This window comes from Candidatus Binatota bacterium (assembly GCA_012960245.1).
Classification (GTDB): domain Bacteria; phylum Desulfobacterota; class Binatia; order UBA1149; family UBA1149; genus UBA1149.
Genome location: DUBO01000051.1, coordinates 96246 through 108806, shown reverse-complemented (window position 1 = coordinate 108806; position 12561 = coordinate 96246). Strand labels below are relative to the sequence as shown.

The window sequence follows — 12561 nt, the reverse complement described above, 5'->3', positions numbered from 1 at the left end:
ACTGCTGCGGGGAGCCCATTCTCTGGATGTTGGTGATTTAAGAGAGCTATTGCCTCTCCCGATCCTCGCCAGCTCGCCACCTTCGGCTTGCGGACCGCCCTGCCACATGCAAAACCTTTACGCCCGGCGTAGGCGCGCCCGGCCGGGCGAGGAGAACACCGCTCTTGTTCATAATGCGCTTCGACATGCGACTGCCGGCCATGAGCCCCGCGGGTAGTGCCGACCTCTACGCTGCCGCCCTCGACATGGCCGAGTGGGCGGAACAACACGGCTGCCTGCAGCTGGTCGTATCGGAACACCACGGTTCCGACGACGGCTACTTGCCCGCGCCGCTGATCCTGGCAGCCGCGATGGCTGGCAGGACTCGCAGCATCGGTATCCAACTGGCGGCACTGGTGCTGCCACTGCACGATCCCGTTGCCCTGGCCGAGGAGATGGCAGTGCTCGACATTGCCAGCAACGGCCGCGTGTCCTACGTGTTGGCGGTCGGCTACCGGCCCGAAGAATACGCCATGTTCGGCCACGACTTCGCCGAACGGGGAAAGAGAATGGACAAGTGTCTTGAAGCCCTGAGGCAGGCCTGGACGGGAGAGCCTTTCGAGTTCGAGGGTCGCAACGCCAGGGTCACCCCCACGCCGCTTACGCCCCAGGGCCCGGGCCTGTTGCTGGGCGGAAACACCAGGGCGGCGGCACGACGGGCGGCGCGCTTCGGACTGGGAATGCTCACCCAGGGCTCCAACAGCGAGATGGTCGAGATCTACGAGCGTGAATGCCGCAAGATCGGAACCACCCCGGGCGCCTGCATCAACCCGCCCGGCGACACGGTGACCACGGCTTTTGTCGCCAGCGACCCCGACCGCGCGTGGGCCGAACTGGGGCCGTACCTGCTGCACGACGCGCGCTCCTACGCGGCCTGGCTGGGCGACCACAACAGGGCCGTTACCCTGTCAACGGCGAGCAGCGTAGACGAGCTCCGCGAGCAGCAGGGCCCCTACCGCGTCTTCACCCCGCAACAGGCCGTGGAGCACATCAAGCAGACCGGCTTCCTGATCACCCAACCCCTGTGCGGCGGCTTACCGCCGGAACTGGCCTGGCCCAGCCTCAAACTGATCGCCGGCGAAGTACTCCCTCAAGTCTGACCAGCCGGCGGCTCGGTGCTCGGCACCGCCGCAGGACGCGACTGGTCGGGCCGGGCCGGGCGTTACGGACGGTCTTCAAGCATCTCCACGAAATCACGCGAAAACGCGTAGGCATCCCCCGGCCATCGCGCTGAAAGGTACTGCCCATCCCTCACGGTGTAGCCCCTGTTGGTCACCTCGGGTCCGTCGCGGAACAACGCGAAAGGTCCCCGACTGAAAAGCGGTGGGGCTCCCGGATTACCCTCGCCCAGGGCTGCGCACACTTCTTCTTCAACCGTCTGCGTGTAGGTTCGATAGTATCTCCCCAGCCACAGGGCGGTCATCGACCAGGCGCTCATTTCCATGGGCCTGGTCAAGCAAGTGCTCCTGCGACCGAAAAGGACCGAGCGACCGGTGTCAGAATCAACGGCCCTGGCCAGCACCACCACGCCGTGACAGATAGCAGCGACCGGCCTCCGCTCGGAAAAGAAGCGCAGCGCGAGGCCCTGCACCTCGGGCGATTCGAGATAAGGTTTCATCCCCGGCGCGTGTCCCCCCGGCAGAATCAGCCCGTCGACTTCTAACTGCGCGAGTTGCGACCAGGACAGCGGAGAGAGAAACTCCGGCGAACGGATCATCTCGTCGTGAAGCTCGCGGGCCTCTCGACGAGCCCGCAGAACGGGAGCCCAGAAGAGCAATCCCCTGCCATCGAGCATGCGCACATCAGCATGAGCCGGCTGTCCCAGGGGCGTAGCAAAAACGACCTCGTAGCCCTCGGCACGCAGAATAGACCACGGCACCGAGACCTCGGTGGGATCAAAGTCGGCGGCCGGAAGAGGAATGACAACGCGCACCGCAGCACCTTGCACCGATAGGCAGGAAGTAACCAGTTGCCCGGACAAAAAACCCCCCGAAAAACAATCCCCTGCAGGCAAAAACCCGTGTTAGGCTGGTAGAGTCGATGGAGCTGGACGGACGCCACTGGGCACCGCCCTCCCCGACGCGAAGAGATGAAAGCAGTTAACACAGCACGTGCGATGGCAACGCTTGGCCTGCTGGCCTGGTTGGGGCTTACCATGGGCCTGGGCTCCCAGCTGGTCTACTGCGTGGGGCCGGACGGTCACAGCGGCATAGAACTCGCCCATGCAACTGCTCCCTGCGACACGACCGGCTCTGCGGCCGATGACCACGCCACCGCCGGCCACAACAGCAGCGGCGTTTCCCTGGCCTCCGACGCCTGCACCGACATCCCCCTGCTCGGCCAGCTGTCGAGCAAGTACGAAAAGCCCGGCGACGCTTCGCTTTTTTCCCACGCCCTGCCGGCCATCGTTGCGCCGGCGACAGCAGGCCGACAACCGGCCCGCGCTCTTTGCCTCCTCGCCGGCCACTGCTCCCAGCACGCCGCGTTCATCAAAAGCACCGTCCTCCGAGTCTAGCAGCCAACCCCGTTGGCGCCCGCAGCTGCCCCCCGGGCGGTGGTGGGCTTTCTGCAAGGCCGCGCGATAGCTCGCGGCCCGACCCTGCTCGTACCGGAGAACCGCTTGATGACCCAGAAGAACAAAGGACAAACGACGCAAAGTAAGGCGCCGACCATCGCTGCGCTCGCCGCGGCACTGCTGTTGCACGCAGCCGCGCCAACAGTACATGCCGAGGTCAGCGCTGCGGTCTCGTTGCAGCAGGCAATACAGCTTGCCCTCGAACACAATCCTCGCCTCGCCACGTTTTCCTGGGAGCTCAAGGCGCGCGAAGCCCGGGTGTCGCAGGCTGGCCTGCTACCCAACCCGGAACTCTCGTTCGAAATAGAAAACTTTGCCGGCACCAACGAAGAAAGCGGCTTCGGAGCCTCCGAGCAGACCCTGCGCATCTCCCAGCTCATCGAGCTGGGCGGCAAGCGCGGCAAGCGGCGGCAACTGGCCGGCCACCAACGAGACGCATCGGCCTGGGCCTGGCGCGCCGCAAGAATTGAAACCCTGGCCGAGGTCGAAGGCGCCTTCGTCGCTGTACTGGCCGCGCAGGAGAGGCTCGCCCTGGCAGAGGAATTGGCAGCCGTCGGAAAAACCGTGCTGCGAACCGTCGAAAAACAACTGCTCGCGGGCGCTGTATCGAGCATAGAAAAATACCGCGCCGAGGTTTCCCTGGCAGCCTCGCTGATCGCACTGCAGCGACACCGGGCAGAACTCGCCTCGGCGAGAAAACGGCTCGCTGCTACCTGGGGCAGCGGCAGCGATAACTTCTCGCGGGCCGACGGGCAACTGCGCGCGGCCCCGCCCGCCCTGCCGCCGTTAGCGCGATTGCAGCAACTGGCAGAGCAAGCCCCCGCGCTCGCTCGCTGGGAATCCGAGCTGGCCCAGCGCCGCAGCCAACTGGCACTGGCCGAATCCCGTTCTACACCCGACCTCACCCTCACCGGCGGACCCCGCTGGTCGAGAGAAAGCGACAGCAGGGCCTTTGTCTTTGAACTGAGTGCGCCGCTGCCGATTTTTGATCGCAACCGCGCAGGCACACTCGAAGCGAAGCGCCGGCTGGCCAAGACCGTCCAGGAACAACGGGCTGCCAGGCTGCGCGCGCGCACCGGCCTGGCAACGGCCTACGAGTCGCTCGCGTCAACGCGGGCAGCGGTCATCTCCCTGCGGGACGAAGTGCTACCACTGGCCCACAACGCCTTCGAGGGCGCCACCACCGCTTACCGCCGAGGCGTTTACGGCTATCTCGAACTGGTCGATGCTCGCAAAACACTGTTCAGTCTGCGCAGCCAGTACATCGACACACTGGCGGCCTACCGCGCAGCCACCGTAGACGTGGAGCTACTGGTGGGTAGCAGCCTCGAAGATATACGCAGCGACGACAGGAGATCCTGAAATGAAAGTTCTTGGATTCAACAAGTTAAGCTACACGGCAGCGTTACTGCTTTTTGCAGGACTGCTTGTCTACGGCGCAAGCGGCGGCAACGACGAGCACCACGGCCAGCGCGGCAGCTCTGCCCACGCAGCAGATGCACACGCCGATGATTCGCAAGACGCACAAGATCTTCCCGGCAAAACCACCGTTACGATCTCGAGAGACCACATACTGGAGTTCGGCGTCAAGGTAGCAACAGCCGGGCACGGCCGCATAGCCACCGAGGTGGTACTCCCGGGTGAGGTCGTGCCCAATGCAGACCGCATTGCCCACCTGGTGCCGCGCTACGCGGGTATCGTCAAGGAAGTTCGCAGCCGCATCGGCGACACGGTCGCTGCCGGCGACGTGCTCGCAATAATCGAGAGCAGCGAAAGCCTCTCGTCCTACGGCTTATCGACCCTCACCAACGGCACTGTAATAGACAAGCATATCACCCGCGGCGAAGCGGTCACCCGCCAGACCCAGGCCTTCGTCATCGCCGACCTGGGCGACGTGTGGATCGAGCTCAGCGTCTACCAACGCGATCTTGCCAGCGTCAAGGTAGGCCAGTCGGTGCTGGTCTCGCTGGGCCACGACCAGGCCGACACGCGCGGCACCATTTCCTACGTCAGCCCGGTGGTCGACGAGGAGACCCGCACCGCCCGGGCCCGCGTCGTGCTCGACAACAGCACGGGCAAGTGGCGTCCGGGTATGTTCGTGACCGGGCGCGTAGACATCGCCTCGGTAGAAGTAGCCGTGGTCGTGCCCAACACCGCTTTCCAGACGGTGGACGAGCACTCGGTCGTGTTCGTGCAGCGCGACGGCGTGTTTGAACCCCGCCAACTTGAACTCGGGCGTCGAAGCACAACCTACGCCGAGGTTCTTTCGGGCATCTCGAGCGGCGAAACCTACGTGGCCAGCGGCGGGTTCATTCTCAAGGCCGAGCTGGGACGCTCAGAACTCAACCAGGGCCACGGCCACTGACTAAGGGGCGGCCGGGTAAACCGACGATGGATACACTCATACGCTTTGGACTCGGCAACCGACTGCTCGTGCTCGCGCTGGGCCTGCTCGTAGGGCTCGCGGGCTACCGGGCTTACCGCGAGCTCCCGGTCGACGCGTTCCCCGACGTCTCGCCCAACCTCGTGCAGGTGTTCACTGAGACCGAAGGCCTCGCACCAGGCGACGTCGAGAAATACGTCACCCACCCCATCGAAGCCTCCATGAACGGGCTGCCGAAGGTCACCAGGCTCCGATCGGTATCGAACTTCGGCCTCTCGGTCGTCAACATCTACTTCGAAGACGGAACAGACATTTACTTTGCCCGCCAGGTGGTCGGCGAACGCCTGCAGGAAGCGCGCGAGCTCATCCCGGAAGGATTCGGAGAACCGCAGCTCGGCCCCATCTCCACGGGCATGGGACTGGTCCTCTTTTACTACCTCGAAGACGCGACCGGTGACTACTCGCTCGAAGAGCTTCGCGGCATCCAGGACTGGCTGGTCAAATTTCACCTGCAGACCGTTCCCGGCGTGACCGAGATTCTGGGTATCGGCGGTTACGAAAAGCAGTTCCAGGTCAACGTTCACCCCGAGCACCTGCTCGGTTACGGCGTGACCATCGCCGACGTCATCGAGCGCATACGCGAGAACAACCTCAACGTTGGCGCGCAGTTCATCGAGAAAAACGACGAAGAATACATCGTGCGCTCGGTGGGCCTGGCCTCGGGCGTTGACGACCTCAAGAACATCGTCGTCAAATCCAAGGACGGTACTCCGGTGTTTCTCAGCGACCTCGCCGACATCGAGATCGGCGGCGCGGTGCGACGCGGCGTACAGACGAGAAACGGCACTGAAGAAGTCGTCTCAGCCATGGTCGTCAAGCTCTTCGGCAGCAACTCCTCCACCGTCATCGGCCAGGTCGAAGACAAGATGGAAGAAATCAACGGCATCCTGCCCGACGGCATCAGCCTGGTGCCGTACTACGAGCAGAAAACCCTCGTCGAGGCCTGCGTGACCACCGTCACGAGCGCGCTGGTGCAGGGTATTCTGCTGGTGGCCCTGGTGCTCATGGCCTTTATGGGCGGCCTGCGCGCGAGCCTCGTCGTGGCGCTGGCAATTCCATTTTCATTCCTGTTTGCGACCCTCGGCATGGGCTACTTCGGCATATCGGCCAACCTCATGTCGCTCGGTGGCCTGGCCATAGCCATAGGCATGATGGTGGACGGCACGATCGTCATCGTCGAAAACGTAGACAGGGCCCTCGCCGAAGCCGACCCCGACGAGTCGCGGACTGCAGTGGTCTGCCGCGCTTGCCTCGAGGTCGCCAGGCCTATCGTTTTCGCCATATCGATCATCATTATCGTCTTCCTCCCGCTCTTCACCTTGCAAGGCGTGGAGGGCAAAACGTTTAGGCCGCTGGCCTACACGGTAGCACTGGCGATGCTCGGCTCGCTGATCTTCGCCGTAGCGCTCGCGCCCACGCTTTCCGACCTGCTCATGCGTCGACAGAAAACAAGCGGCGCGCGCGGTGCGGTGTTGCGTCGGCTCACCGCGTACTACGAGCCGGCGGTCTCGTTCTTCGTCCAGCGACGGGGTTACGCCATCGCGCTTGCCGTCGGTCTGCTCCTTGTCGGGGCGGCAGTGTTTCCCCGCCTCGGTTCGGAGTTCACACCCAGGTTGCAGGAAGGCACCATGGTACTGCGGTTGACGATGCCGCCCTCCGTATCGCTCACCAAGAGCACCGAACTGACCATGATAGTCGAGCGAAGGCTCATGAAGATCCCCGAAATTAGCGGCGTGGTGACGCGTATCGGCCGCGGTGAAATCGGCGCCCACACCGATCCAGTCAACAGCGCCGAGATGTATATCCTCCTGCACCCCCGCGACGAGTGGCGTAACGCGAGTACCCAACCCGAGCTCGAAGAACAGATTCGCCTCGACCTCGGCGACATTCCCGGCATAGCCACCAACTTTACCCAGCCCATAGCCATGACGGTGGACGAGCTTCTGGAGGGCGTCAGGGCCGAGCTGGCTATAAAGCTCTTCGGCGACGAACTCGACGAACTCATAGCCAGGGGCAACGAAATCAAGCGTATTGTCGAGACCGTGCCGGGAGCCGTTGACGTACAGGTCGACCAGGTGGCCGGTACGCCGCAACTGTTGATCACCGTCGACCGGCTGGCGGTGGCACGTTACGGAATGAACGTGGCCGACGTGCAGAAAACCATCCGTGCCGCGGTCGGCGGCCAGGTGGCCGGGCAGGTCTTCGAGGGTATCCGCCGTTTCGATATCTACGTGCGTTTTGCAGCACCTTATCGCAGCACGGCGAACTCCATAGGCGACATACTGGTCGACGGGCCCTCGGGCGTGCGCGTGCCCCTGTCCGAACTTGCCCACATAGAAGAAATAGTCGGGCCCAGGCAGATCACGCGAGAGGACAACCAGCGTTTCATCACCATCCAGCTCAACGTCGTCGGCCGTGACATCGGCTCCTTCGTGGCCGAAGCCAGCGAGGAGCTGGCCTCCGCGGTCACGCTCCCTCCAGGCTACCTGCTGACCTGGGGCGGACAGTTTCGCCTGCAGCAGGAAGCAAACCAGAGGTTGGCCGTGGTGGTGCCGATCACCCTGCTCATCGTGTTCTTCCTCCTGCTGCTCAGTTTCGGATCGATAGCCAACTCGCTGCTTATCATTGCCAACATACCGCTGGCCCTGGTGGGCGGCGTAGTGGCCCTGTGGGCAACCGGGCAGAACCTGTCGGTACCGTCTTCGGTAGGATTCATAGCGCTGTTCGGCATCGCGCTTGAAAACGGCATGGTGCTGGTCACCTGTTTCAACCAACTGGTGAAAGACGGCGTAGCGGTGAACGAAGCGTCGGTGCGCGGCGCAACCCAACGCCTGAGGCCGGTGCTCATAACCGCCGCGACCACCGCGCTCGGTCTCTTTCCGCTGCTGTTCTCCACCGGAACCGGCAGCGAAGTGCAGCGCCCACTGGCCACCGTGGTCGTGGGTGGCCTGCTGACATCGACCATACTTACGTTGCTGGTGATCCCCGCGCTTTATCGCTGGTTCAGCGAGCCTTCAACGTAGCAACGGCCAGCCAGGCTTTTGTCTCCCACGACCCCGACCTGGCCCTGTGGAGGCGGTTGGCAAGCAAGTGTCCAGGCGTCCACTAGACTAAAGGCGAGACCCGTCCTAAAAAAACGTTTGCGAACACTGCCGGTAGCCCGGATAGACCGCGAACAAACCAGGAGGTGACCTATACATGGGATACCGGGTAATACAGTGGGCGACCGGCGGACTCGGTTGCGCCGCCATACAGGGAATCGTTAACCATCCAGAACTGGAACTGGCGGGGTGCTGGGTTCACTCGGCTGACAAGGCCGGGCGAGACGCCGGTGAAATAGCGGGCATCGGGCCTATCGGTGTAGCCGCCAGCGATGATATCGACGAGATACTTGCCACGGAGGCCGACTGTGTTCTTTACAGCCCCCTGCTGGCCACTCCCTCCGAGGTAGTGTCCCTGCTCGAATCCGGAAAAAACGTGGTCACGCCGCTGGGCTGGTTCTACCCGGTCCCGGGTGATGACACAGCGGTAATGGAGGCTGCCTGCAGCACCGGTGGTACCACCCTGCACGGCACCGGCATTCACCCGGGAGGAATCACCGAGCGATTCCCCCTGATGATCTCGGCGCTGTCGGGTTCGATCACCCACGTACGGGCCGAGGAATTTTCTGACATAAGAACCTACGACGCGCCTGCCGTGGTAGGCGACGTCATGTTGTTCGGGCACACCCCCGACCAAGCCGCGCAAAGTCCAATGCTCGACATTCTCGGCGGCGGCTTCATGCAGTCGGTCAACATGTTAGCCGACACGCTGGGCTTCGCCGTTGATGCCGAGAAGCGAACCCTTCACGAAATGGCCGTTGCCACCCACCCCATCGACTCACCGATAGGCCCCATACAGCCCGGTCGAGTGGCCGCCCAGCGCTTCACCTGGCAGGCTACCGTGAACGGCACACCGGTAATCACGGCGCGGGTGAACTGGCTGATGGGAGAAGAGCATCTCGATCCGGATTGGAACTTCGGTCCGGAAGGTGAACGTTTCGAAATAGCCATAGACGGTGACCCTCCCGTGCAAACCGTGTTTCACGGTCTTCACCCAGACAGCATAGAGTCCGGACTGGCCCGCAACCGCGGAATCGTGGCGACCGCGATGCACAACGTAAACGCCATCCCGGCCGTGTGCAGGGCCGATCCCGGGGTAAAGACTTATCTCGATCTGCCGATTGCCACCGGGAAGGCCGCGCCGGGCTTGGCCCGTGGTTAGCCGCGCCGACCGTAGACGGCGATATCGACCAGCGCCGTAATTGAAAGCAACAGCAGCCCGACCAGGACCCTGGCGTCGCCCAGGTAGACCCGTGTTTCGACAGGATAGGCAATGGTCTTATCCAGCGCCGCGACCTTGAAATGATGGCGTTTACCCATCTCTGGATTCGACGCGATTTCTACCAGGTCGCGTCGGCTACGGTAGCGTAGCATAGCACCGGCGTCCCAGTTATCGACTCCTTCTAATCCTACCACGTCCATGGCCGCGTTTACCGCGTCTCCAAAAACCACCGGGTGACACGCACGCTTAAACAATTCCGGGTACATGTATTCCATGTAGCGGCCCATGAGTTGTTCGGCGCTTTCGCCCGGTTCCGCGCCCTCGACCGGCAAAGGGCTATCGGCCATATCAAGGGCGTTGAGCATGAGGAACTGGCGTCCGCTGTCGTTCTCCATGAACGTTCGCATGCGCCCTACCGCGGAAGGCGGAGCCCCCCAGGCCTGCATGCGTTCAACGTGATATTCGATTTCCGCCGGTCGCAAAGGCCCTCCGAAATCCGTATACCAACAAACGAAAGCAGCGTAGAGTAACGCCGATGCGAGCCAGAGTAATTTCCGCCTGTTCACCTGTAAATACCTACCGCCAGTCCCACAGAGACCGGCCCCTTAAACACTTTCGCTCTATCTGTGTGAAGCAACTATCGATTTCTGTCGCTTTTTCGGCGAATACCGGGGACTATTTTACCGATGCGAGTCAGAAACGCCCACACCCAGGAACCGGACACGGGCGTTTTCCAGTCGAGCTTGTCCGCCCACAGCCTCGCCCCCCTGGCCCGCGGCGCGGTTACGACTGTCCAGGTAAACGTAGGAAAAGTATGTAACCAGGCCTGTTCCCACTGCCACGTCGATGCCGGTCCTTCCCGGACCGAGGACATGAGCCGAGAAACGATCGACAGGATCCTGGACCTTGTAGCCAACAGCACCAGCGTGAAGACCGTGGATATCACCGGCGGTGCACCCGAACTTAATGCTGGCTTTCGGCACCTCGTCCGCCAATCCCGCGCGCTCAATAAACACGTGATCGATCGTTGTAACCTGACGGTCTTGATGGAGCCCGGCATGGATGACCTGGCGGACTTCCTTGCCGCAAACGCTGTCCACGTCATGGCCAGCCTGCCCTGCTATACCAGTGAGAACGTTGATGCCCAGCGTGGAAACGGCGTCTACGGGCGAAGCATCGAAGCCTTGAAACTGTTCAACTCAACGGGGTACGGCATGCCTGGCTCCAACCTCTTCATCGACCTGGTATACAACCCCGGTGGTGCGCATCTTCCCGGGCCGCAGGATGAGCTTGAAAAGCGTTACCGAGAGGAACTCTACGAACGACACCAGGTACAATTCAACAACCTGCTTACCCTGACCAACCTACCGGTACTCAGGTTCGCTGAGTGGCTGCATAAACGCGGCCAGTACGAGAGCTACATGCAACTGCTTGTTGATTCTTTCAATGCGGCCACGGCCCCCTCCCTCATGTGCCGTTCCATGGTCAGCGTTTCGTGGGACGGAGGGCTTTACGACTGTGACTTCAACCAGATGCTGGAACTCGCTCCGAACGTCGCCGACAAAACCGGGGCCAACGTGTGGCAGATCTCGGACCTGGATGACCTGGCGAACCAGAACGTGGTAACGGGAGACCATTGCCTCGGCTGCACCGCCGGGGTTGGATCCGGCTGTGGGGGCGCCCTCGTATGAACCAACTGGCACCCGACGACAGCTACAATTCCGAGCTGCTTGAACACGTCCACCCCCGGGACTGGACAAACCCTGACCCGAAACGGCGTTACCACCTCCTGGTACTCGGAGGTGGTCCAGCTGGCCTCGTGGCGGCCGCCGGCGCGGCCTCCCTCGGCGCGCGCGTTGCCCTGGTCGAAAAAGGGCTTCTTGGCGGAGACTGTCTTAATTCTGGGTGTGTGCCCTCCAAGGCGCTGCTCGAAGCGGCGAGGAAGGCCTGGGACAATCCCGGTGGTGACCCCGAGCTCTACCAGTTTTCCGCGGTAATGGAGCGGATGAGGGAAATCAGGGCCACGCTGGCACAAGCAGACAGCGCGAGAAGGTTTACAGACCTCGGTGTAGACGTGTTTCTAGGACACGGCCGGTTTACCGGCACCGACCGCCTGGAAGTTGATGGAAGCACGCTCCTCTTCCGGCGGGCGATGGTCGCCACCGGTGCGGTTCCCACGCTACCACCGGTTCCAGGCCTATCGGACGTACAGCCCCTGACCAGCGAGAACTTCTTCAACCTCGAAGAACAACCGGCCCGGCTCGTCGTGATCGGCGCCGGTCCTATCGGTTGCGAACTGTCGCAGGCGATGTCCCGCCTCGGTTCGCACGTCACCCTGATCGACAGCGCCGACCGTATACTCCCCAACGAAGACCCGGATGCTTCCCGTCAACTCGCGTCGGCACTGACCAACGAAGGCGTAGAGTTAATTCTCAACTGCCACTTGTCGCGGGTAAGTCTCCGTAAACGAGCGACTATACTTAATGTTGAAGTAGCTAATGAAGGATCTGAAATCGAAGCTGACCAGGTCCTGGTCGCCACCGGACGTCGACCGGTGGTAGAGGATATCGGGCTGGAATCAGCCGGGGTGGAATACACGACCGGTGGTATAACCGTTAACGAAAGGCTGCGAACCAGCAACCGCAGGATTTATGCCGCGGGGGACGTCTGTTCGGTTTTCCAGTTTACCCACGCGGCAGACGCAATGGCGCGGATAGTCCTTCGAAATGCCCTTTTCGGGGGACGCGAACGCGTGGACAGGTTGACCATACCCTGGTGCACGTACACCAGCCCCGAGCTTGCTCACGTCGGTATGACCGCCCACGAGGCACAGTCGATGGGTAAAAAAATCAGTACTTTCACCGTGCCGCTCGAAGACCTGGACCGCTCGGTGCTGGCCGGAAGCACCAGGGGTCTTGCCCGGGTGCACGTCTCTGCCCGAGGCGGTCGAATACTGGGTGCTACCCTCCTGGCCGACCACGCGGGCGAAGCCATAGGACAGGTCACCCAGGCGATTAATTCGGCTGTTCCGCTCGGATCCCTGGCCTCGGTCATCCAGCCCTACCCAACCGTTGCCGAGGCATGGAAGAAACTGGGAGACCAGTGGCAGAAAGGCCGATTGAACCGCGCGTCGGCCTTGCTGTTAAAAGTATTGCTGAGACTTCGAACCCTGAGGTAAACC

10 protein-coding genes are annotated in these 12561 nt (G+C 62.3%); 8 read left to right on the top strand and 2 right to left on the bottom strand.

Features of this window, described 5'->3' with window-relative positions; all coding sequences use genetic code 11:
- Nucleotides 1–164 precede the first annotated feature (164 nt).
- Nucleotides 165–1139, top strand: coding sequence for an LLM class flavin-dependent oxidoreductase (locus EYQ35_10000; GenBank protein ID HIF64467.1), 975 nt, complete (start codon nt 165–167; stop codon nt 1137–1139).
- Between the two features lie 62 nt (nt 1140–1201).
- Here EYQ35_10000 and EYQ35_09995 read toward each other — a convergent pair whose 3' ends face one another.
- Nucleotides 1202–1972 carry a hypothetical protein gene (locus tag EYQ35_09995; protein HIF64466.1) on the bottom strand — a complete coding sequence of 257 codons (771 nt, stop codon included), beginning with the start codon at nt 1970–1972 and terminating at the stop codon, nt 1202–1204.
- Between the two features lie 183 nt (nt 1973–2155).
- Here EYQ35_09995 and EYQ35_09990 point away from each other — a divergent pair, with 183 nt between their 5' ends.
- The 5 genes from EYQ35_09990 to EYQ35_09970 all read left to right on the top strand — a co-directional run bounded on the left by EYQ35_09990 (nt 2156) and on the right by EYQ35_09970 (nt 9320).
- Complete coding sequence (locus tag EYQ35_09990; GenBank protein ID HIF64465.1) at nt 2156–2554, top strand: hypothetical protein; 399 nt, start codon at nt 2156–2158, stop codon at nt 2552–2554.
- A 108-nt stretch (nt 2555–2662) separates the two neighbouring features.
- Entirely contained in the window at nt 2663–3976 is a 1314-nt protein-coding gene (locus EYQ35_09985; protein ID HIF64464.1) for a TolC family protein, read from the top strand.
- Between the two features lies 1 nt (nt 3977).
- Complete coding sequence (locus EYQ35_09980; GenBank protein ID HIF64463.1) at nt 3978–4979, top strand: HlyD family efflux transporter periplasmic adaptor subunit; 1002 nt, start codon at nt 3978–3980, stop codon at nt 4977–4979.
- Nucleotides 4980–5005: 26 nt separating this feature from the next.
- Nucleotides 5006–8080: an efflux RND transporter permease subunit gene (locus tag EYQ35_09975; protein ID HIF64462.1), complete on the top strand. Its 3075-nt coding sequence runs from the start codon at nt 5006–5008 to the stop codon at nt 8078–8080.
- 175 nt (nt 8081–8255) lie between these two features.
- A complete protein-coding gene (locus EYQ35_09970; protein ID HIF64461.1) occupies nt 8256–9320 on the top strand; it encodes a dihydrodipicolinate reductase in 1065 nt (354 codons plus the stop codon).
- Here EYQ35_09970 and EYQ35_09965 read toward each other — a convergent pair.
- Nucleotides 9317–9946 carry a hypothetical protein gene (locus EYQ35_09965; protein ID HIF64460.1) on the bottom strand — a complete coding sequence of 210 codons (630 nt, stop codon included), beginning with the start codon at nt 9944–9946 and terminating at the stop codon, nt 9317–9319. The genes EYQ35_09970 and EYQ35_09965 overlap by 4 nt on opposite strands.
- 120 nt (nt 9947–10066) lie before the next feature.
- Here EYQ35_09965 and EYQ35_09960 point away from each other — a divergent pair, with 120 nt between their 5' ends.
- On the top strand, nt 10067–11071 hold the full coding sequence (locus EYQ35_09960) for a radical SAM/Cys-rich domain protein (GenBank protein HIF64459.1): 1005 nt from the start codon (nt 10067–10069) through the stop codon (nt 11069–11071).
- Nucleotides 11068–12558 carry a mercuric reductase gene (locus tag EYQ35_09955; GenBank protein ID HIF64458.1) on the top strand — a complete coding sequence of 497 codons (1491 nt, stop codon included), beginning with the start codon at nt 11068–11070 and terminating at the stop codon, nt 12556–12558. Before EYQ35_09960 ends, EYQ35_09955 begins: the two co-directional genes overlap by 4 nt.
- Nucleotides 12559–12561: the final 3 nt, after the last annotated feature.